This is a genomic window from Streptomyces sp. NPDC097640 (genome assembly GCF_040302705.1).
Taxonomy (GTDB): Bacteria; Actinomycetota; Actinomycetes; order Streptomycetales; family Streptomycetaceae; genus Streptomyces.
Genome location: NZ_JBEOSB010000041.1, coordinates 69,341 through 90,124, shown reverse-complemented (window position 1 = coordinate 90,124; position 20,784 = coordinate 69,341). Strand labels below are relative to the sequence as shown.

Below are 20,784 nucleotides of genomic sequence, written 5' to 3'. Positions count from 1 at the left end.
CCCACTAGGCAAGATTCCGTTGCCCCCAAGGACTTCGGAACCGAACAGCGAATCGCTCTTGACCTTCGGGGGCCGGGAGTCGTGCGACAGCCTCTGCTCTGTCCGGCCGTCGCGCCGAAACCATCAACTCCCGGACTTGGACGACCACTTGGTTCGAAGAATCGTCGCCCCACGCCCCACTACGACGTCGGGAAAACGACCAGGCCAGGCGCCCCGAAAGCATCATCGAGCGTGACAGCCTCAGAGGTTAAAAGACAAGCTTAGAGGTTGTCTCACGTGGCAAGTTTCGCGAGCTTCTTGTAGCAGGTCAGGGCGGCGGCCATGGCCAGGCCTCGGCTCTGCCAGTCGTTGCGGACCACGTACGGGATTTTGAGACCACGAGCAGCCCATGGCAGGCTCATGCCGCATGATCGATGAATTCGCGAAAGACAACCTGCACGGGAGACTGCGGCGGGACCGCAAGGCGCTGCTCTGGAAACTCGACGGCCTGTCCGAATACGACGCCCGCCGACCTTTGACGGCGACCGGGACCAACCTCCTCGGCCTGGTCAAACACGTGGCCAGCGTCGAGGCCAGGTACTTCGGCGAGGTCTTCGACCGCCCTTCCCCGGAACCGCTGCCCCGGTGGCAGGACTCCAACGGCAGCGATCTGTGGGCGACCGAGGACGAGACCCGCGATCAGATCATCGGGTTCTACCGGCGCACGTGGGAACACTCGGACGCGACGATCAACGAGCTTCCCCTCGACGCCCCCGGCCACGTGCCGTGGTGGCCGGAGCCTTATCCCAACACGAACCTGTTCGCCATCATGGTCCATGTCCTCGGCGAGTCCATCCGGCATACCGGGCACGCCGATATCCTGCGCGAGGGCCTCGACGGCCGGACCGGGGTGCGCGCCGAACACGAGCAGCAGATCGACGAGGAAGCCCGTGCAGCCTACTGCGCGAAGATCGAGCAGGCCGCCAGGTCGGCCGCACCAATCAAGGCTTAGAGGTTGTCTCACGTGACTTGATGTTCGTGCGGCATAATGCCGGTCTTGGGTGCTGATCTATCGAAACGTCTGGTTCCTGATGAACTCTGCAAGCTGGCCGCCCCGTTGCAGCCGTCGTTCGCTGCCCGTCCGCAAGGTGGTGGGACCGCTCCGTGTGACGAGCGGGCCGTGTTCACGGCAGTGGTGTACGCGCTGACCAGCGGCTGTGCCTGGCGGCATCTGCCGCCGAAGTTCGGCACGTCGCCCGCCACCGCACATCGCCGCTTCACCGTATGGACCGAGGCCGGCCTGTGGCGTCGGCTGCACCGGGCGGTGCCGGACGAACTCGGGGCCCGGGGCGAGGTGGACTGGACCTCGGCGATCGTCGACGCGGCCTCCGGTCGCGCCAAAAGGGGGGATCGCTGACCGGGCCGAACCCGGTCGATCGCGGCAAGAAGGGCAGCAAGCTGCACGTGCTGTCCGATGCCCAGGGCATCCCGCTCGCCGTCGCCGTGTCCGGCGCGAACATGCACGACAGCCTCGCCCTCAACCCGCTCATCCGCGGCATACCCGCCGTCCGGTCCCGCCGGGGAGCGAGTCCGGCGAACGCCTCGGCCGGCACCGCTGGAAGATCGAACGGTCGATCGCCTGGCTCTTCGGCTACCGCCGCCTCACCGTCCGATACGAACGAAAGGGCTCGCACTTCCTCGCCTTCCTCGGGCCGGCCTGACTCCGAGCCGCCTCGACCACGCCGGGGATGGCGACCACATCGACTCGGCGCTCCAAGCGATCGCCCGATGCGGTACCCGTCCGCGATTGCCAAATGGGGACCCGCGGCCGCGGTATCAGCTGGTGCCCCACACAACGCCGGTGTCGGCGTTGATGGTGACTTTCGGGTGCCAGGCCATCGTGAGCGACGTGTTGGACGGGAACCGCAGCGGCAGCCAGACGTACGTGGAGTCGTTGTGATTGCCACCCCGGGGCTGCGCCCATCGGTCGGCGAGGTAGAGGTACGAGGTCGTGCGGCTGCCCTGTACGGGGAGAATGTACGTGACCTGCGAGTTGTAGGCGGTGCTGTCGCCGAGGTTCGCCATGCTGCTCCAGGGGCCTGCCATGCTGGTCGCGGTGGCGTACTTCTGCTGGTTCGGGTTCCAGCCGGTGGTACCCGAGGTCACGAGGAAGTAGACCCCGTTGCGCTTGAAGATCGACTGCGCTTCCCGCCTGACGTTGTGCACAGTGGTCACCCGCGCGGCGATACTCAGGTAGTCGGGGGTCAGACGGAAGATGGTCAGGTCCTTCTGGCCATTGGTCGTCGAGACCAGGTACGCCTGGCCGTCGGTGTCCCGGAAGACGCTCATGTCGAAGGACCGGTATCCCATGGGCCGGAAGCTGCCCCGGTAGGTGTAGTTGCCGTCCACCGTGGGCGATGTGGCGATCGCGACCTTGTTCTCGGTCATGGGTGATGGGTAGTTCTCTTTGCGGACGAAGAGTACGTATTGCTGCGTGCGGGCGTTGTAGATGACCCTGGGCCGCCAGACTCCGGCGTTCCGCAGCTCGGGGGCCGAGGTCAGGCTCAGCGCGCTATTGCGGAACTCCCAGGTATGGAGGTCGGTGGAGCGGTAGACCGGGATCGACGCGAAGGGGCCGTTGGGGTAAGTGTTTTCGCCGAACCAGTAATAGTATCCACCCACTTTGATCATGCTGCCGCCATGCCCATGTACCGCGTCTCCGGCGGTGTTGATGAACTGGGTTCCATTGGTGAACGTCACCGGGACGGCCTGGGCTTTGTCGGAGCTCTGTAACGGTAGGAGGAATCCGATGCACACTGCGACGACTAATCGCAGAACGGCATGCAGTCCACTACGCATAGCGATACGTCCTTTCTTGCGAGTTCATTGATCCGGCAGCGCCTGCACGTGGCTGGTCCCTGCCGCAGGGCCCCGAGGGGCTTTCAGCCGCAGTCGTTGCGGTTGATACATAGAGAGCGGGTCTGGTCCTTGAGGTTGTAGCTGCGCAGGTCGTGGATGGAACCGTCGCTCCTGGTGACGTACACCCACCGGCCGGCGAAGTTGCGCTTCTCGTAGACGCGTGCGGTGCCATCGGAGTTGTTACGCACCGAGCTGCCGCGATCGCGGATGGTGGCGGCCAGATCCTTCACGCTGCCGCCGACAGCCCGTTTCGCCCGCGGCTGTCCGCCGAAGTTGATCTCAGGGTCGATGCACACGTAGCCGCCGGGGCAGTCGATCTCTACCGACCTGGTGGCCGTCGGCGCGGCGGCGGGAGCCGCGGGGCCCGGTCGGTGCAGCGGCCACCAGGCGGCGGGAGAGAAGGTTCACGTCACAATGAAAAGCCCCCGAGCGCCGCTCACGGGGGTGGCGGGACATAAAACCACACGATCGGGGGCGAGTATCCGCCGAACCTGATCGCATCACGGCCGAATCGATGCCTGACGCGATGTCAGTGGCTCGGGCCTCGCTGGCTTCCGCTCCGGCTGGCAGCGGCCAGCGTGGCGATCAGGGCCGTGCACGCGCAGTGCGGTGCCATCTTCGCGCTCCTTCCTGCCGGACCTCGGGAGCGGACAGAGCGGGAAGCCGTGTGGAAGACCCGGCCGTCCGCCCCGATCGTCAGCGACGAGTGCCGCCACCCGATGCACGCGAAGACCTCCCGCACCGGCTTGCGGTTCTTCGCCCACGCACCCTGCGCCCCCGCCCGCGCGCTCGGCCTGGAATCCGCCGACCACCACCTCCTCAAGCTCGAACTGGCGGCAGCCGTCCTCGAAGCCGGCGCCCACGCCGAACTCGAAGTCCCCGGGCCCGGCAGCGTCTGGAGGGCCGACGTCCTGGCCACCGACCCCACCGGGGCCTGGAAGACAGCCCCCGAAGCCCAGCTCGCCTCCCCCATCACCAACACCGACATCACCGCCCGCACCGAGAAGACGCGGACCCACGGCCCCGCCCGCCCTGGCTCAGCACCGTCCCCTCGATACGGCTCACCACCGAGGTCTGGCGTCGGGCGTCGAGTACGCCGCGTTCTCGGACTGGCCCGGGTGCTCCATCCCGCCGGGCCGGTAGAGCGGCGGCGCCTCACCATCGGCCTCGGCCGCGCTGACACGGTGGACCGGGCCCATGCCGAACTCCGGGACATCGGGGCGGGGAGGAGTCCACATGGCCCAGAGCACCGAGCGCAGTGTCGGCCGCGCCTCTTTGTTCTCGATCAGCTTCGGCCCTTGGCGCGCTTAGGGCTCGTCCGGCGGATCATGGGCCGAGCCAGGGCCGGACAGGCGAGGGCCGGCCAGTGCCCTAATCGTGTTGACCGCCCCCGGCAGGCAGTGCTGGAGTCGGCACGTGGACAGCATCCCCGCCAACCGGCGGCTCTGGAACCAGATCAGCAGCTCCTACCAGCACAAGCACGACCCGCAAATCGGCGCCACACCCCGGCTGTGGGGCATGTACTCCATCCCCGACGCGCACCTGCACGCCCTGGGCGACGTCACCGGCAAGCGCGTCCTCGAACTCGGCTGCGGCGCCGGCCAGTGGTCCAGGGCGCTCGCCGCCGAGGGCGCCACCGTGGTCGGGATCGACCTGTCCGAAGCCCAACTCGCCGCAGCGGCACGCGCGATGGGAGCGGCCCGCTACCCGCTTGTGCAAGGCGCCGCCGAACAACTCCCCTTCGCCGCCGACAGCTTCGACCTGGTGTTCTGCGACTTCGGTGGGCTCAGCTGGGCGCCCCCGCACCTGGCCGTCCCGCAGGCCGCACGCGTCCTGCGCCGAGGCGGGCGCCTGGTGTTCAACGTCGCCAGCCCATGGTTCGAAGCCTGCTACGACGAAGCCGCCAGCCGCGTGACCACGACGCTGCAGCAGGACTACTTCGGGCTGAACACCATCGCCGAAGGCGACGGCGCGACCAGCTATCAGCTCACCTACGGCGACTGGGTCAAGGTCCTGCGCGGCGCGGGTCTCATCATCGACGACCTCATCGAGCCGCGGCCCGAACCCGGAACACCCAACGGCTACAACGAAACCGACCCGCCCGACTGGGCACACCGCTGGCCGGCGGAACTGCTCTGGGTAACCCACAAACCGTAAGTTCCCCCGCGCCGAGACGTGAAGGCATCCCCTCGCCGGGCAGGCATAGGGTCTGTCCGGCTGATCACGGGCGGAGCCAGAGCCGGATCGGGGCAGACTGTCTGTCCGTGGGAGTCGCGCGTGACCGTCGGCATCTGTCCGGCCCTGCGGCCATCGCGCTTCGGGGCGTACACGGTGAGCACCTCCTTGCGGTCCAAGCGGTCGCGGCGAGGGAAGAAGATGGTGCCCAGCTCTTCTTCCCCGACCTACGCTCGCGATGTTGGTAGGGCCCCTCCTCGGCGGCCACTGTTGCGGCTGTGTTCCCATGAGCTTCCGCACACGATTTGACGCGTGCTGGGGCCCGCTCCATTGTGTTGCATCATTTGGCAGCCACAAGGAGGTTGGACATGCGTCGACCCTGGCGGGCGGTACTCATCCCCGTTGCGTTCGGAACACTCCTCAGCACCCAGGGATCCGCCCTCGCCAATCCGCTGGGAGGCGGCAGCCAGCGGGCCGCCGCCACCGTGGCGGTACAGGAGTTCAAGGGCGACGTCGAGTACCCGACCGCCGGCCAGACCGGCACCTTCACCGCGAAGCTGGTCGCAGACAGGGCCATCACGGTCGACGAGCTCGTCTTCGCGGTACAGGACAGCTCGAACGCGCGCCTCGACTTCGGGCACCGTACGAACGTCCAGATTGGCACGACGGCGCAGACGTTCACGGCCTCGCGGTCATTCCCGGCTGGCACATTCAAGATCTGGATGGCCTACCGCCAGGGCACCACCTGGACGAACCTGGTGTCGAATCCGGCGCGGACGTTCACTGCCACCAAGTCCTCGTCCGGTGGCGAGAACCCGCCGACCGGGGTGCAACCGCAGGGCGGCGGCACCGGCTGGAACGTCAAGTGGTGGGACGAGTTCAACGGCACGTCGGTCGACTGGGGCACCAAGTGGCGCGGCAACTCCAGCTCCCTCGCCGACAACGGCCGCGGCAACAAGGACAACCAGCAGCTGGAGTACAACCTCGATCGCAACTGCCAGGAGAGGGACGGCGCGGTCACCATCACCGCGAAGCGGGAGAACTACACCTCTCCGTCGGGCACGGGCTACGGCTGGACGTCCTGCCTGCTCACCTCGACCGGTTCCAGCGGCTACACCTTCAAGCACGCCTTCATCGAGTCGCGCGCCAAGCTGACGTACAACGTCAAGGACGCGAACGGCAAGCCGATCTCCGACAAGCGCGGTTTCTGGCCCGCCTTTTGGACCTGGCAGGCGGACGGCGTGAACTCCTGGCAGGAGACCGATGCCTACGAGCAGTACAGCGACAACCCGCGCAAGCTCTACCTGACCTCGCACGCGGGCTCCGGCGGCGGCTGCCAGCCGACGCTGGAGTTCGACCCGGGCGACGGCTTCCACACCTACGGTGCGGACATCTCGCCCAGCGGCACGAGGTTCTACATCGACGGCGAGCTGGTGTGCACCGTGGAGGGCACCCCCTCGGAGAACACGAATATCATCGAGGACCTGTACGTGTACTCCAGCCCCGGTCATGAACCGAACCCGGCGACGGTCTCGGCGCAGAAGTCGGTCGACTACGTGCGCGTCTGGCAGAGGTAGGCGGGCCATGTGATGCGGGGCAGGGCCGCTGCGGTCCTGCCCCGCATCATGCCCACTCAGCGCCGGACCGCCTTGCTGGGGTGGGGAGCCGAGTACGCCGCGCTCGCGGAGCTGGGCCAGGGGCTCCAGCCCGCCGGGCCGGTACAGCGGCGCCACCTCGACCTCGGCCTCGGCCGCGCTGACACGGTGGACCGGGCCCGTGCCGGACTGCGGGACGACGGGGCCCGGGGTGCGGGCCGCGGCCCAGCGGCCGACGCCCGGCGCGGGTGAATGGCGCCCGCAGTACCGGGGTGGTTCGCCTCGACTTGCAGGCGAAGGCGGGCGCGTCCGGGAGCAGATCGGGCTGACTGGTCTCCAGGTGGAACGCGACGGCAGCCGCAATTGTCGGGCCATTGACCCAGCACACTGCCCCCAGCGGCCAGCGCGGCGGTCTTCACACTGCGGGTGCAGCAGGCGCTGCCGGCGGGTGCGTCACGGTTCGGGCAGTCATGACTTTCCCGTGCCAAATGCAACCTGATCGGGCGTCAATCGTCATCGGCCTTGGAGCGCTGTCATGACAGCGGGGCCTTATCGTGTGTGGTGGTGAAGCGCTTGCGGTATTCGGTGGGCGTGATGCCCAGATGGCGGGCGAAGACGCGGCGCAGGGTCTCGTCGCTGCCCAGGCCGCTGTGGTGGGCGGCGGAGGTGATGCTGTGTCCGTCGAGGAGGAGTTGCTGGGCGCGGTCGAGACGCACGCGCTCGACCCAGCGGGCGGGGGTGGTGTGCAGGTCGGTCTGGAACAGCCGGGTCAGGTGCCGGGTGCTGACGGCGGCGGATGCGGCCATGGCGGGCAGGCTGTGGTCGGCGGTGGGGTCGGCGAGCACGGAGGCGGTCAGCGTGCGCAGCAGGTCGCTGCGTGCGGGTGGGGTGGCCAGTGCGGTGGAGAACTGGGACTGACCCCCGGGACGCTGCATGAACACGACCAGCTCGCGGGCGATGTCGCGGGCGGTGTCGGGGCCGTGGTCGTGTTCTACCAGCGCCAGCGTCAGGTCGATGCCAGCGCTGATTCCTGCTGAGGTGATGTAGCGGCCGTCGTGGATATGCAGGGCGTCCGGTTCGACGTGCACGCGAGGGTGGCGGCGGGCGAGGGTGCGGGTGTGGCGCCAGTGGGTGGTGGCCCGGCGGTCGTCGAGTAGGCCGAGTGCGGCCAGGACGAAGGCGCCGCTGCAGACCGAGGCGACCCGTGCCGTCTGAGCGGCGAGGGCGTCGGCCGCGGCCAGCAGCTCCTCCTGGGGACCCTGGTCGGCGAGGTGGTCGGCCCCGGCGACCACGAGGGTGTCGACGGGCCCGGCATCGGCCGCGGCGGTGGTGCCCGCCAGCACCGGCCCGCTGGACGTAGTGACGTCACCGCCGCGGGGCGAGACCAGGGCACAGGTATAGGGGTGCCCGAGCCGGTCGGCCTGGTGCAGCACCTCCAGGGGGCCGCTGACGTCGAGCAGGGTCACGCCGTCGAACACGAGGAGGGCGATCCGATGCGTCATGTCTGAATCTGTGGTTCATATGGCTGGACAGACATGGTGCCAGCCTACGGCACGGGCGAGGGTGGAGGAGTCCACCGACCAGGTGCCATGGAGAGGAAACCCTGATGAGCGAGACGATCGCAGGTGTGCGGATCCCGGACAGCGCCCTGGCGCGTGAGGCGACCGAGTTGGTGCGCGAGGTCAGTCCGCCGCTGCTGTTCGACCACTCACGCCGGGTGTTCTTGTTCGGGTCGCTGCGCGGCGCCGAGCAGGGGCTGCACTTCGACCCTGAGCTGCTGTACGTGGGGGCGATGTTCCACGACCTGGGGCTGACGGAACGCTTCCGCCGTACCGACCAGCGCTTCGAGATCGACGGCGCCGACGAGGCCCGCCGCTTCCTGCAGACCCACGGCATCACCGGTGAGCCGGCCGAGCGGGTGTGGACGGCCATCGCCTTGCACACCACCCCGGAGATCCCGCTGCACATGGCTCCCGAGATTGCTCTGGTCACCCGCGGCGTGGAACTGGACGTTCTGGGCATCGGCTACCACGCGGTCCCCGACGAGCAGCGCGCTGCGGTGATCGCTGCCCATCCCCGTCCCGACTTCAAGAACCGGATCCTCGCCATGTTCACCGAGGGCATCAAGGACCGCCCGGACACCACGTTCGGCAACGTCAAAGCCGACGTCCTCGCCCACTTCGTCCCCGGCTTCCGCCGCGGCGACTTCGTCGACGTCATCAAGGGCTCCGACTGGGCCGAATGATCCCCCTCTGCTATGGACAGCGCAGCTCGGCGCGTAAGAACCACAGACGTGCGGGCGGGGTGCCCGCTGCGCGCCCGCGCCGCGGGCGGCGTGGGAGAGGGAGGCCGTCCGAGGCGCTTGAGCTGTGGCTTCTCGCGCCTGCGCGGCAGGTCCTCAGCATCGTCGTCCAGTTCGACCGCGTCCGGGTCGCGCAGCGGCCGATACAGACTCGGTGGGGCAGAAATGTAGGTACGGGCCGCAGGCGGTCCGAGGCGCGGTGGATCCGGGCTGGTCGCGTAGCGACCGCAGATGGAAAGTTGATCGACATGACCATCACCAGAAAGGCCGATGCCGCGTAGGCGTCCTGGCCGCGTCCGGGCCGAACTACCCTGTCGGCACCGGGCGTACGACGACATCGCGACCATCCGTGGCCTCTCCTCAGCAGCACTCGCCGAAGTCCGACGGATCGAGCGTCGGAAGAAGTACCCGTGCGCCGGGCACGACCGGCTCGGCGCTGTCGCGCGGCAGTCCATGGGGACAGCCCGCCGCCCTCCGGGCGGCGGGCTGTCGAGTAGGAACCCGCGGTCGTCAGTCGGCCTTGGCGGGCCTGCACTGGTCCGGTTCCGTGCAGCAGAACGGCAGGTCCGGTTGCTGGTTCGCTGCCTCAGTGCCCCACGTCTACCCGAAAAGCGGGTTTCTCCCGGAGGCCGACCAAGCCGGGCCGTGCGCGGCGGACAAGCTCAGGCGGGCAGCTTCGTGTCGACGACGAAGCTGATCTCGATGACCTGGCCCGGGAAGGTCAGTTCGGTGACGCCCAGGACCGTGCTGGCCGGGCGGTGGTCGCCGAAGTACGCCAGGTTGCCCTCAGCCGTCGCCGCGGCGTTCTGCCGCAGGTTCACCACGTACAGGGTCTGGGAGACGACCTGGTTCCGGGTGACGCGGTAGTGGTTCAGGACCTTGTCCAGATTGACGTAGGTCTGCTTCAGCTGGGCAGCGAAATCGTCCGCGTAGAGGAACTCGCCCGCCTTGTCGAGCGAGAGCTGTCCGGAAACGTGGATCAGATCGCCGGACTTGATCGCCTGCGAGTAGCCGAACTCGCTCTCGGCCGGCACGTTGTGATTGTAGACATCGATGGTGGTCAACGGTGTTCGCCTTCCTGGCTTACTCTCTCACGGTTACTCAGAAACTGTAGGAGAGTGAAAGTCGACCTGGAAGAACGCACTTTTCGGTGACTGAGGAACCTGATGGTGACCAAGCAGCTACTCAAGGGCCTGCCCGAGGACGCAGAGCTGAGGCGCGCGGACTCCCTGGCGCGGGAGATCTTCTCGGGCGTCGTCGGCAAGTGGGCGCTCCTGATCATTGAGGCGCTCCGATCGGTGAGGCCCCAACGGGTCCAGCCACCGGCCTTCCAGCCGGAAGAAATGGACAACTCGTCCATGTAGAACTCCTCCGGGGCGACAGCCCCGCTGGCCGCGTAGGAGCCGTCCACCGCGGCTCCGGTGGCCTGCCACCTGCTCCAGTCTCCCAACTGCTGCCATAGTTCCTTGCTCAACTCCAGAAAGTGGGGGTACTCAGTGACCTGCTCCGGCGCGAACAGGCACGGTTCCGGCGCGTAGCCGGGGAACTGGATCACGGGCGGCCCGGGGGGCGCGTCGAGGACGTCGGTGACCGCGGCGGCGGACCGCCAGAACAGCGCGGCCAGCACGATCGAACTCGGCTACCCGCACGACCTGCTCGCCCGTGGCCACATACGCAATGTGGCCAAAGGCAACCATGAGCGGATCGTGAGCACGTCCCCTGCCAGATGTGCAGCCGTCATGAAGCAGCGGCAACGCGCTCAGGGTCGGAGGCGGTCGCGGGCACCGTGGTGCCCGCTTCGTGGCGTCGGGTGAGGTGGCGGTCCAGCAGAACGCTGCCCATGTGGGCCACCCCGAAGGCCGCGCCGATCCAGGCCGTACCCGCCAGTCCCAGTCCCGTGTTGATGACGAGGCCGGACGCCACCGGCGCGACGGCGATGCCGACATTGAACGCGGCGATGTTCACGGCGCCACCGAGCGTCCTGGTCTCCCCCAGAATGGAGAAGACCCTGGCGTTGACGGCGGGCGTGACGCCGAAGTTGGCCGCCCCCAGGAGCACCACCAGGGCGATGGTGACCCAGGCGACATGTGCGGCAACCGCGAGTGCTGTCGCGGCCACGATGAAGGCGCCCATGCCCACGAGCAGGAGTGTGAAGGGGGCGCGGTCGGCGACGCGTCCTCCGATGGTCAGGCCGATGAACGCGCCGACGCCGTAGAGTCCGAGCACCAGGGGCACCAGGCCTGTGCTGAGGCCGGTGACGTCCTCCAGCAGCGCTCCGAGGTAGGAGAAGATCGCGAACTGGGCGGCGACGGTCAGGGCGGTGGTGGCGTAGGCGACCCAGAGCCGCGGCTGCATCAGCGAGCGCAGTTCCGTGGCCAGACGTGGCTGTGCCGTTGTCGTGTCCCGGCCGCCGGGGAGGGCGACGAGCAGTGCGAGCGTGGACAGCGCGGTCATCGCGGCGACGGCCCAGAAGGCGGCCTCCCAGCCGGCGTGCTGGGCGAGCAGGGTGCCGCCGGGGACACCGATGATCGTGGCCACGCTCAGTCCCGAGACGACCACGCCCATGGCTCGGCCCTGCTTGTCGGCATCCACCAGCGAGATGGCCGCGACCGAGGCCATGGCCCAGAATCCGGCATACGCCATCGCCGACAGCACGCGCATGACCAGCAGGAATCCGAAGTGCGGGACGAGGGCGGCGCCGATGTGGGCGGCGATGAAGACGAGCTGGAAGCCGGTCAGCGCAGCACGGCGCGGCATCTTCAGGGTGACCAGGCTCATCAGCGGTGCTCCGACGAGCATGCCGATGGCGAAGGCGGACACCAGCATTCCGGCGGACGCGAGGGGTATGCCGAGATCCTGGGCGATGGAGGGCAGCACGCCGGAGAGCATGAACTCCGAGGTGCCCTGGGCGAAGATGCCCAGCCCAAGAACGTAGATCACAAAGGGCATGATTCATCTGCTCCGTCTGAGGAACGAGGGGGGAACCAGGCGCTCCGCTCGGCCGTGCGCAGCCGCTTCTCGGAAAGGGCCGTTGCCGGCGAGGACCACCTGCGAAGGCGGCGCTGCCTCCCGGTTCGCATCCAGCATCCCGCCCGGGACACACGTGTGGACGCCCCGCGCACGCCCTGCCGAACCTAGGTCCGACTGGTCCACCTTCACCAGCCCCGGCACGCCACTGCAGTGGTGACGCCGGATGCATGGACCACAACTGCGTACTTGGTGAGTTGGTGTGCTCGCGGCAGGCTCGCCTGCGTCCCGAGGATGCGGGGGTGGCCTTCGGTCCGGCCCTGCCCGCCCCCCGGCTGTACTGCGGGGTCGCGTGAGGGGACGGTCGAAGCCCAGTCCTATGTTCAGGTCAGGGTCCGTAGCGGGGAGCCCGCGGCCCACGCTGCGATGTCTTCGACTGCGTCCCGGTAGAACACCTCGTACAGGTCCCGGCTGACGTATCCGATGTGCGGGGTCACCACGGCGTTGTGCGCGGAGCGCAGCGGGTGGTCGGCAGGCAGCGGTTCGCGATCGAAGACGTCCAGTGCCGCGCCCGCGATCCTCTCCTCGTTCAGCGCGTCCAGGAGCGCGGCTTCGTCGATCACGGGCCCGCGTGATGTATTGACCAGGATCGAGGTGGGCTTCATCAGGCGCAGTTCACGTTCGCCGACGAGCCCGCGCGTCCGCTCGCTGAGCACCACGTGGATGCTCAGCACGTCCGAGCGGGCGAACAACTCGTCGCGTGAAACGTAGGTCACGCCCTTGGCCTGAGCGTCTTCCGGCCGGAGATTCTGGCTCCAGGCGATGGTCTGCATGCCGAAGGCTTTGCCGATCTCTGCCACACGGGTGCCCAGCCGTCCCAGGCCCAGGACTCCCAGAGTGGCCTGGTGCAGGCTCGTTCCCAGGCCCACCTGCCAGCCGCCGCGGCGTACCGACTCAACGTTCTGGGGGATCAGGCGGGCTGCTGAGAGGATCAGTCCCCATGTCAGTTCGGCCGTGGGGTGTGAGGAGTACCCCGTGCCGCTGACGGTGATGTTCAGTCGCTGGGCAGCGGCGACATCGATCGCGGCGTTGCCGGGGCCCGTGGTGACGAGCAGAGCAAGTCTGGGCAGCCGGTCCAGTGTCGAACTCGGAAACGGCGTCCGTTCGCGCATCGCCACGATGACGTCGTAGTCGGCCAGCGCCGCGATGACTTCCGCCTCGTCGCCGAGCGGCTCGCCGTAGACGTCCACTTGGGCGTGCAGGGAATCCCAGTCCGCCAGGCTCAGGGCGACGTTCTGGTAGTCGTCGAGTACTGCGACCTTCATGTTTGCTCACCGGCTCTCGTGATCGGCATGCTTTCATGGTTACCGGGCGGAACCCGCCGGTTTCCTCGCGGTGGCGGCCGGACGGCGGGCCGCCGGCGCGGCCATCTCCGGCCTCACCTCTCGAGTCGCGGGTAGTCGGTGTAGCCGGCGGCGTCCGGGCCGTAGAAGAGGTCCTGCTTCGGTTCGTTGAGGGGTGCGTGGGCGGCGAACCGGGCGGGCAGATCCGGGTTGGCGATGAAGGCCTGTCCGTAGGAGACCAGATCCGCCAGGCCGTCGGCCAGAACCGTGTTTCCCCGGTGCTGGTCGAAACCGACGTTCGCGATGACGGTGCCCTGGTAGACCTTGCGGAAGTGGCGGAACATCTCGTCGCCGGACAGGTCCGCGAGCGGCCCTCCGACGGGGTCGGCCATCATCCCCATGAGCAGCAGGTGCGAGAGGTCGTAGTCGTTGAGTCGTCCGAGTACGTACTCACTGTCGGCCAGGGCTTCGCTTCCGGAGACGAACGCCCCTCTCTCGGCCCAGGCGGGTCCGGCCTTCACACCGACACGGCGCAGGTCGACGTGGTCACCGACGGCCTCGAGGACTTCGAGGAGGAAGCGGGCGCGGTTCTCGATCGAGCCGCCGTAACGGTCCGTGCGGACATTGGTGCGGGGGTTCAGGAACTGGCTGATCAGGTAGTTGAAGCCCGCCTGGAGCTGTACCCCGTCGAATCCGGCGCGCATGGCGTTGCGGGCGGCCGTCGCGAAGTCGGCGACCGTCTGCCGGATGTCGTGCTCCGACATCGCCAAGGGCTCCACGGTGGGCTTGCGGCCCGTCGAGGTCGGCGCCAGCAGTCCCGGGTCGACCGCCGAGGGCGCGAGAGGCGGCCGGCCGTCGAAGAAGTCGGGGTGCGAGGCGGACCCGGTGTGCCAGAGCTGGGCTAAGATGACGCCCCTCGCCCGGTGGACCGCGTCCGTCACCTGTTTCCAGCGAGCGACCTGCTCGTCGGTGAACAGCCCCGGAACGTCGTGCCAGCCGATCGCGTCACGGCTGATCCACACGCCCTCGGAGATGATCAGGCCGGCCGATGCGCGCTGAGCGTAGTACTGGGCATGAAGGTCACCGGGCAGCAGGTCGCTGTTGCGGGCGCGGGCCCGTGTCAATGGGGCCATGACCATGCGGTTCGCCAGCGGGAGGTCCCGCATCCGGTACGGCTGGAGGAGAGGCTGTGTCGAACTCGTCATGTGAGTCTCCTGATGAAGGGCGAAGCCCAGCAGGCCCCGGGAAGGGTGCCGGGTCACATTCCGGAGCGGCAGCAGCCGCCCTAACACACAGATCCACTAATGCACAGATCTGCGCCTTAGGGTGAGCCTACCAGGAATCCCCCTTAACGCAAACATCTGCGCATCAAGCGCGAATGACAGGCACGGGGGATGCCGGAGATCCGACCTCAGAGTTCGTCCACGTAGGCGTGCGCGTCGATCTCGGACAAGGTCCAGGGCAGGAAGATCACGCGGTAGATGATCGGGGCCACCACCCGGTCGATGACATCGTCACCGCTGAAGGTGCCGCCGGACCGGGCAGCGAAGGCGGCCGCCTCCGCCCGCCTGTCGCGCAGACAGTCCGACTCACTCTCCCCCGCCGCGGCGGCCCCTCCCCGGAGGATGGCCGCGTTCACGGGGATGCTGTAGTGACTGATCAACTCCCGCGCCCACGCGACCAGGTCGGCCCGCACATCACCGGTATCAGGAAGGCCGCGCCCGGGGTCCAACCGGTAGGTCGCCAGGTCGTTGATCATGGTCCGGGCATCACCCCACCGCCGGTAGATGCTGGAGTGATTCACCCCGGCGCGCTCCGCGACCATCGGGATGGTGATGGCGTCACTGCCCCGTTCGGCTATCAGTTCCTCGACGGCCTTCCTGATCGACGCGAGCACAGCGGCGCTGCGGCCGCCGGTACGGCGCCGCGGGGTCGATTCCGTAGTCATATACCCCACAGTAACGCACAGGGCTTGGCAATAACCCTCCCTCGGGTCTACGCTGCCTGTAACGCACAGATCCTTGCCTTAGGGGGCTTCGAGGTGTCCCGCGTCATCGAATCAACACGCGACCGCAGCCCGGTCGCTGTGATCACCGAGCCTGCCCGGGCCCGGAGGCTGCTTGCTCCTTCCACTGCGTTCGCCGGATCGGGTGCCGTGTTCGCGGCGCTCTATGTGGCCGCGGGCGCGCCCACTCCGCTGCTGGTCGTCTTCGAGCAGCAGTGGCGCTTCCCGGCCTGGGTGCTGACGGTCGCCTTCGCGTCCTACGCGCTGGGCCTGCTGGCAGCCCTGCTGGTCGCCGGCTCCCTGTCCGACCACATCGGACGCCGACCCGTCCTGATCGGATCCCTCGCGGTGGAGCTCGGGGCGATGCTCATGTTCGTCTTCGCCTCCGACATCGGCTGGGTGATCGCGGCCCGCACCATTCAGGGCATCGCCACCGGTGCGGCCACCAGCGCCTTCTCCGCCTCGGTCGTGGAACACGCCCCGGAGCACCGCAAGAGACTGGGGACGATCATCACCAGCATCGCTCCGGCCGGCGGGCTGGGTCTGGGTGCCCTGCTGACCGGCGCGGCGGTCCAGTTCAGCAACCACGCGAGCGTCATCGTGTTCACGGCCCTCGCGGTGATCATGGCCGTCGGCACGGGTGTCGTCGCGTTCTCAGCCGAGACGGTATCTCCCCGCCCGGGAGCGGTGCGCTCCCTCATACCTCGCGTTTCCGTTCCCAGGGCCGCGCGCCGTGAATTCGTGGCGAGCATCCCCGTGCACATGGCCGCCTGGATGCTGGCCGGACTGTTCATGGGGCTCGTCCCCACGATCCTCCGCGACCTGCTGGGCCTGCACAGCGGTCTCCTGAACGGCGCCACGGCCTTCGTCCAGCCCGCGGCCGCCGCCGTGGCCGGCCTCTCTCTCGGCCGCCTCGCGCCCCGCCGCACCATTCTCGTCGGCGGCGCGGGCGTGCTGCTGGGCACCGCGGTCAACATGACCGGAGTCGCCACTGCGACACTTCCGCTACTGTGGCTGGGAGGCCTCATCGGTGGCGTGGGCGTCGGCGCCTCCTTCTCCGGAGCCCTGCGCACCATCGCCCCTCTCGCACAGGCCCACGAGAGGGCCGGGCTCTTCGCGGCCGTCTACCTGGTCGCCTACCTGAGCTTCGGAGTGCCGGCGATCATCGCAGGCCTCCTGATCGCCCCGCTCGGACTGCTCCACACCGTCCTCGGCTACGGCGTCGCCATCATCGCCGCCGCCGCTCTCGGACTGCTCGCGCAGTACCGCATGCACACCCGTCGCTGACCGACGAACCGCCCGCCGGCGATCGCCGATACGCACCGGCGACTGTACGACCCCCACCTCCTCGGACAACAACCCGACAGCGAGAGGCACACCATGACACAGGAAAGCCGACGTCCCGCCGACGCCTCCGGAGTCTTCCGAATCGGCGGTGACCTGCCTGTCAACCGGCTCGGATACGGAGCGATGCAGCTGACCGGACCAGGCGTCTGGGGGCCGCCGAAGGATCCCGAAGAAGCCGTGCGCGTGCTGCGCCGAGCCGTCGAGCTGGGCGTGAACCTCATCGACACAGCGGACTCCTACGGCCCGTTCGTCAGCGAGCGGCTCATCCACAAGGCGCTGCATCCCTACCCGGCGGGCCTGGTGATCGCCACCAAGGGCGGACTCTCCCGTTCGGGCCCGGACGACTGGCGGCCCCTGGGCCGTCCCGAATACCTGCGCCAGCAGACCGAACTGAGCCTGCGCCACCTGGGCGTGGAGCGCATCGACCTCTACCAGCTGCACCGCATCGACCCCAAGGTGCCGCTGGCCGACCAGATCGGCGAGCTGCGCCTGCTCCAGCAGGAGGGCAAGATCCGCCACATCGGACTGTCCGAGGTGACGGTCCCGCAGATCCGGGAAGCCCGCACGATCGCGGACATCGTCTCCGTGCAGAACCTGTACAACCTCGCCAACCGCGGCGCCGAGGACGTACTGGACTACGCCGAACGGGAGAACCTGGGCTTCATCCCGTGGTATCCGATGGCCACCGGACAACTGGCTCGTGAAGGCGGCCCGCTGGACACGCCGGCGAGGGCACACGGCGCGAGCCCTTCCCAGCTCGCCCTGGCCTGGCTGCTGCACCGCTCCCCCGTCATGCTGCCCATCCCCGGCACCTCCCGCGTGTCCCACGTCGAGGAGAACACTCAGGCCGCCCGGATCGCCCTCGGTGACGCGGAATACGAGGCGCTCAGCGAAGCCGCGCGTGAGGCGTGATCAACGGCGCAATCACGCAGGGCGGCAACGCCGACGCGGTCGTGGCCCGAGTGACTGCTTGCGCAAAGCGTTCCCGGCCACGCTCTCGCCCGACGCGCACAGCGATCGTGCATCGGCCGACCGGATCGGTCCCGCTCACCTGTTCGGGTGAGGGAAACACCGCCGATGAGTGACCAGGACTTGAGATCATGACATCACCGCGCGCATCCAACGTCACACTGCCGATCCCTTGCGCCTCGCGCGCCTCCTACGCCGAGGACAGCGGCCAGGGTCGCCGGCAGCGAGGGCGAGGCCGGGTTCCAGGCCCTCAGCCGAGCCGCGTCAGCAGTGGCCCCGACCGGCCCGGCGCACGGCACGACACCTCCGGGCCAAGAAGGACCCGCGCACACATCCGCAGCACGAGTAACGCATTTGTCCCAGCAAGGAACAAACAATGCACTCCGCACCTCGCACCGCACCGCAGCGGTCCCTGGGCCGCTGCGGAATCTTCAGCCACGAACTGCGCTCCGAAGACCCGGCACTTCAAGACCGGCGGCGCCACGCGGCGGCCGAGCTGGAAGACCTCGGCTTCGCGCGATGCCTTCGCCGTCCATGGTCCAGACACCCCCTGGGACCAGCTCCACGCGCTGTACTTCGCCGGCTACGCCCTGTGGAACTACCTCACCGCCCCCGTACCTGCTGACACGTCCCGGTGTCGTGGTGCAGGAGCTGGCACCCTGGCGGGAGGCCGACGAAGAGTGGCGACGGCTACGAGCCACCTTCCCCCAGGCCCTGGCCACGCACTCCACGGAACAGGTCTTCTACTACAACGCGGCCGGCCTGCTGCGCCGCCATGACTACGCGCCCGACGTACTCGGCGGCACACCGGCCGCGCACTTCACCGAACACCATGTGCCGGCATCAGGGTTGGTCTTCCCGACCCACAGGTACGTCGTGCCCGTCCAGAAAGACGGGCACGCCGCGTCCGAACCGGTCCTCATCACCATCGATCTGACCGGCATCTCCGTCACCTGACGACGGGCCGCCGACATTCCGTGGGGAAGCAGCCGCCTCCGACGGTGTTGACGGACACCCCGAGTTCGGCGGCGGCGGAGCGGTTGGAGTGCCCGTCGGCGATCAGCAGTGCCACGCGCCGCTCGGCCCCCGTCAGGGAGGTCCAACCGGTGTCCGGGCGGGTGCGGGCCACCGCCCACTTCGCCCGGCGGGCGCCGGCCTGGCGCATGATGCGCTCGACTTCCGCCCGGTAGACACGGGCGTCCATGCGGTGGTAGTCGTCCCAGGCCCGGTCGAGCTGCTCCAGAGCCGCGGCCTGAGAGGCACGACATCGCCACCGCCACCAGGCCGAGGCCGTCGCTCGTCCACGTCTCTCCTCTCAGTGAGTCAGGAGGGGTTCTCGGTACGTCGGTGAGGGCCCCTGCGGACCAAGCCGCCGGAGACTGGTGCGGTGCCGAGGTCGCCGTGGCCGTCCTCGTGGCGCAGCACCCAGTCGTCGAGGTCGAGGGCCGTCTCCAGCGGTTCCCTGGCCATGTGGGCCCGCAGGCTGGTCACTTCGGCGGCGGCTCCGCCCGAGCGAGTCTCCTCGGTGGAGAGCAGTTCTTCCCGGAAGGCCGTCTCGGGCATCGCGAAGCGCACCCGAGCGGTGTGGGGAGTCACATACAGGACCTCGCCGATGAGCTGCCAGTCGGTGCCACCCATCCGCTCGAACACGGCGGCGGCTTCGAAGAACCGCTGCGCGGCGGCGAGCACTCGGGCGGCATCGGCCAGGACAGTGCCTGGCGCACGGGTGGTGCCGTCGGGATTCAGCTCATGCTCGCCGATCGGGACGGCGGCACGCGCGAGGTCGGCCAGTTCGCATGCTTCGTAGGCCATCACCAGCCTCGCTCGCGCCGCGTCCGTGTAGGGCGCGGTGGCTCCCGCACCGCTTTCGGTCATGTCAGTCAGCCTCCGTTTCAGACGAGGGGCGGTGAGCCGGCCACGGCGCCGGGTACGCGGGCGGACCGCGACACTGCGTTCGCCGTCACCGGCGGCAGGCCGAAGGCGACGAGAGCGGGCAGCGCCACGAACGTGCCCGCACCCCCTATGGCGTTCCAGCAGGACGAGAGAAAACTCGATCACACGCCGAGCATCACTCCGTGACGAGTAGGTTCGCAATGCGTGATCGGCGCACCCAGCCTAAGCCTGTGCCTTAGTCTGGGCCGGTGCGCTATGACCTGGACGACCTGCGGCTCTTTCTTCACATCGTCTCGGAGGGGTCGATCACGGGGGGCGCTCATCGCATGCACCTGAGCCTGCCCTCAGCCAGCGCCAGAGTGCGCTCGCTGGAACACCACGCCGGCGTGGCACTGCTGATCCGTGGCCGCCGGGGCGTGCGGCCGACGCCGGCGGGGACGGCCCTGGCCCGGCACGCGCGCGACGTACTCGCCCAGACCGCACGGCTCGAAAGCGCCGTCGCGAGCTACACCCGGTCCCCGACCGCTCCCCTGACCCTGCTCGGTGGCGGCTCCGCGATGCACCGGCTCGTGCCGCAGGCCCTCATCTCGTTCCTCCGCGCCCACCCGGACATCGACGTCAGAGTGTCCGAGAGCCGCACCCCGCAGACCGTACGGATGCTCGCCGACGGCGAAGCGGACCTGGGGGTCGTCCTCGACGACGAGGCTCGCGACTGCGGCCTGCGCATGGAGCCCCTCGGCGACGACTCCCTGGTCGTGATCGGCCAGGCCGGAGGAATCCTCGCCGGACGGACCGCGCTGCCCTACAGCGAGGTCGCCGAACACCCTCTCGTCGGCCTCGACGCCGAATCCTCGCTGCGCCGCTGGATCGAGGAACACCTCGGACCGCACGCGCCGGTGGTACGCCACCGCACCACGGTCGCCAGCTTGAGCGTCCTCGTCTCCCTCGCAGCCGCCGGCGTCGGGCTCGCCGTCGTACCACGCCGCGCCATCGACCCCCATCAGCCCCTCGACGTCTGCGAACTGCAGGACCCCTGGGCCCGCCGCCACCATCTGCTGGCCTGGGGCGTCAAGGATCGCACCGCGTCGACGGCCACCACGGCACTCGCCGAACACCTGCGCCACGCCGCCCTGTCCGAGCCTTCGTTCCGCAACGCACACGCACACGCGGACGCGGACGCCGTCGGTCAGCAACCCTTCCACGACGGCTGACCGAACATCACACGTTGGCGCTACATGTCTGCTCGACGAAGCTATGCGAGAGCAGGCTCTCAAAATCCCGTGGCAGGTC

General features: G+C 68.6%; 21 protein-coding genes and 3 pseudogenes. 12 read left to right on the top strand and 12 right to left on the bottom strand.

The annotated features are described in order from the left end of the window. Window positions 1-66: 66 nt before the first annotated feature. Window positions 67-251: pseudogene (locus tag ABTY62_RS42930) on the top strand (NF041680 family putative transposase); the annotation flags it as partial. Between the two features lie 21 nt (window positions 252-272). On the opposite strand, the gene ABTY62_RS42925 reads toward ABTY62_RS42930, so the two are convergent. After that, window positions 273-401 carry a hypothetical protein gene (locus ABTY62_RS42925; protein ID WP_257548903.1) on the bottom strand — a complete coding sequence of 43 codons (129 nt, stop codon included), beginning with the start codon at window positions 399-401 and terminating at the stop codon, window positions 273-275. Window positions 402-406: 5 nt separating this feature from the next. On the opposite strand from ABTY62_RS42925, the gene ABTY62_RS42920 reads away from it, so the two are divergent. Then, a complete protein-coding gene (locus tag ABTY62_RS42920; protein ID WP_352134811.1) occupies window positions 407-991 on the top strand; it encodes a DinB family protein in 585 nt (194 codons plus the stop codon). Between the two features lie 36 nt (window positions 992-1,027). After that, window positions 1,028-1,700: pseudogene (locus tag ABTY62_RS42915) on the top strand (IS5 family transposase). Window positions 1,701-1,815: 115 nt separating this feature from the next. On the opposite strand, the gene ABTY62_RS42910 reads toward ABTY62_RS42915, so the two are convergent. From ABTY62_RS42910 to ABTY62_RS42900, 3 genes are all read right to left on the bottom strand, one after another. After that, window positions 1,816-2,661: a family 43 glycosylhydrolase gene (locus tag ABTY62_RS42910; RefSeq protein WP_352134810.1), complete on the bottom strand. Its 846-nt coding sequence runs from the start codon at window positions 2,659-2,661 to the stop codon at window positions 1,816-1,818. 260 nt (window positions 2,662-2,921) lie between these two features. Then, window positions 2,922-3,215 carry a peptidase inhibitor family I36 protein gene (locus tag ABTY62_RS42905; RefSeq protein WP_352134814.1) on the bottom strand — a complete coding sequence of 98 codons (294 nt, stop codon included), beginning with the start codon at window positions 3,213-3,215 and terminating at the stop codon, window positions 2,922-2,924. A 744-nt stretch (window positions 3,216-3,959) separates the two neighbouring features. Continuing rightward, on the bottom strand, window positions 3,960-4,148 hold the full coding sequence (locus tag ABTY62_RS42900; protein ID WP_352134809.1) for a hypothetical protein: 189 nt from the start codon (window positions 4,146-4,148) through the stop codon (window positions 3,960-3,962). A 166-nt stretch (window positions 4,149-4,314) separates the two neighbouring features. On the opposite strand from ABTY62_RS42900, the gene ABTY62_RS42895 reads away from it, so the two are divergent. From ABTY62_RS42895 to ABTY62_RS42885, 3 genes are all read left to right on the top strand, one after another. After that, on the top strand, window positions 4,315-5,055 hold the full coding sequence (locus ABTY62_RS42895) for a class I SAM-dependent methyltransferase (protein WP_352134808.1): 741 nt from the start codon (window positions 4,315-4,317) through the stop codon (window positions 5,053-5,055). 386 nt (window positions 5,056-5,441) lie between these two features. Further along, window positions 5,442-6,650 carry a glycoside hydrolase family 16 protein gene (locus ABTY62_RS42890; protein WP_352134807.1) on the top strand — a complete coding sequence of 403 codons (1,209 nt, stop codon included), beginning with the start codon at window positions 5,442-5,444 and terminating at the stop codon, window positions 6,648-6,650. Between the two features lie 48 nt (window positions 6,651-6,698). Further along, window positions 6,699-6,920, top strand: a complete 222-nt coding sequence (locus ABTY62_RS42885; protein ID WP_352134806.1) for a hypothetical protein — start codon at window positions 6,699-6,701, stop codon at window positions 6,918-6,920. A 281-nt stretch (window positions 6,921-7,201) separates the two neighbouring features. Here ABTY62_RS42885 and ABTY62_RS42880 read toward each other — a convergent pair whose 3' ends face one another. Then, window positions 7,202-8,170 (bottom strand): GlxA family transcriptional regulator, encoded by a 969-nt coding sequence (locus ABTY62_RS42880; RefSeq protein ID WP_352134805.1) that lies wholly within the window; start codon window positions 8,168-8,170, stop codon window positions 7,202-7,204. Between the two features lie 104 nt (window positions 8,171-8,274). Between ABTY62_RS42880 and ABTY62_RS42875 the strand changes: the two genes are divergently transcribed. After that, window positions 8,275-8,913, top strand: a complete 639-nt coding sequence (locus ABTY62_RS42875) for an HD domain-containing protein (RefSeq protein WP_352134804.1) — start codon at window positions 8,275-8,277, stop codon at window positions 8,911-8,913. A 719-nt stretch (window positions 8,914-9,632) separates the two neighbouring features. On the opposite strand, the gene ABTY62_RS42870 is transcribed toward ABTY62_RS42875, so the two are convergent. After that, window positions 9,633-10,034, bottom strand: coding sequence for a RidA family protein (locus ABTY62_RS42870; RefSeq protein ID WP_352134803.1), 402 nt, complete (start codon window positions 10,032-10,034; stop codon window positions 9,633-9,635). Between the two features lie 102 nt (window positions 10,035-10,136). Here ABTY62_RS42870 and ABTY62_RS42865 point away from each other — a divergent pair. Continuing rightward, window positions 10,137-10,262, top strand: a pseudogene (locus tag ABTY62_RS42865) (winged helix-turn-helix transcriptional regulator); the annotation flags it as partial. Between the two features lie 445 nt (window positions 10,263-10,707). Here ABTY62_RS42865 and ABTY62_RS42860 read toward each other — a convergent pair. The 4 genes from ABTY62_RS42860 to ABTY62_RS42845 form a co-directional block, all read right to left on the bottom strand. Then, complete coding sequence (locus ABTY62_RS42860; protein ID WP_502997637.1) at window positions 10,708-11,919, bottom strand: Cmx/CmrA family chloramphenicol efflux MFS transporter; 1,212 nt, start codon at window positions 11,917-11,919, stop codon at window positions 10,708-10,710. Between the two features lie 401 nt (window positions 11,920-12,320). After that, on the bottom strand, window positions 12,321-13,262 hold the full coding sequence (locus ABTY62_RS42855; RefSeq protein WP_352134801.1) for a D-2-hydroxyacid dehydrogenase family protein: 942 nt from the start codon (window positions 13,260-13,262) through the stop codon (window positions 12,321-12,323). A gap of 113 nt (window positions 13,263-13,375) precedes the next feature. Further along, a complete protein-coding gene (locus tag ABTY62_RS42850; RefSeq protein ID WP_352134800.1) occupies window positions 13,376-14,485 on the bottom strand; it encodes an alkene reductase in 1,110 nt (369 codons plus the stop codon). Window positions 14,486-14,691: 206 nt separating this feature from the next. Beyond that, the gene (locus ABTY62_RS42845; RefSeq protein ID WP_352134799.1) at window positions 14,692-15,228 is read right to left on the bottom strand and encodes a TetR/AcrR family transcriptional regulator; all 537 of its coding nucleotides are present in this window, start codon (window positions 15,226-15,228) and stop codon (window positions 14,692-14,694) included. Window positions 15,229-15,435: 207 nt separating this feature from the next. Here ABTY62_RS42845 and ABTY62_RS42840 point away from each other — a divergent pair, with 207 nt between their 5' ends. The 3 genes from ABTY62_RS42840 to ABTY62_RS42830 all read left to right on the top strand — a co-directional run bounded on the left by ABTY62_RS42840 (window position 15,436) and on the right by ABTY62_RS42830 (window position 18,558). After that, window positions 15,436-16,572: an MFS transporter gene (locus tag ABTY62_RS42840; protein WP_352134798.1), complete on the top strand. Its 1,137-nt coding sequence runs from the start codon at window positions 15,436-15,438 to the stop codon at window positions 16,570-16,572. A 93-nt stretch (window positions 16,573-16,665) separates the two neighbouring features. Beyond that, on the top strand, window positions 16,666-17,544 hold the full coding sequence (locus tag ABTY62_RS42835) for an aldo/keto reductase (RefSeq protein ID WP_352134797.1): 879 nt from the start codon (window positions 16,666-16,668) through the stop codon (window positions 17,542-17,544). A 699-nt stretch (window positions 17,545-18,243) separates the two neighbouring features. Beyond that, window positions 18,244-18,558 (top strand): hypothetical protein, encoded by a 315-nt coding sequence (locus ABTY62_RS42830; RefSeq protein WP_352134796.1) that lies wholly within the window; start codon window positions 18,244-18,246, stop codon window positions 18,556-18,558. Here the strand turns inward: ABTY62_RS42830 and ABTY62_RS42825 are convergent. Then, window positions 18,551-18,805 (bottom strand): response regulator transcription factor, encoded by a 255-nt coding sequence (locus ABTY62_RS42825; protein ID WP_352134795.1) that lies wholly within the window; start codon window positions 18,803-18,805, stop codon window positions 18,551-18,553. The two genes, ABTY62_RS42830 and ABTY62_RS42825, sit on opposite strands and share 8 nt — an antisense overlap. 119 nt (window positions 18,806-18,924) lie before the next feature. Next, window positions 18,925-19,476 (bottom strand): hypothetical protein, encoded by a 552-nt coding sequence (locus ABTY62_RS42820; RefSeq protein WP_352134794.1) that lies wholly within the window; start codon window positions 19,474-19,476, stop codon window positions 18,925-18,927. 266 nt (window positions 19,477-19,742) lie between these two features. On the opposite strand from ABTY62_RS42820, the gene ABTY62_RS42815 reads away from it, so the two are divergent. Next, complete coding sequence (locus ABTY62_RS42815) at window positions 19,743-20,705, top strand: LysR family transcriptional regulator (protein ID WP_352134793.1); 963 nt, start codon at window positions 19,743-19,745, stop codon at window positions 20,703-20,705. The last annotated feature ends 79 nt before the right edge of the window (window positions 20,706-20,784 follow it).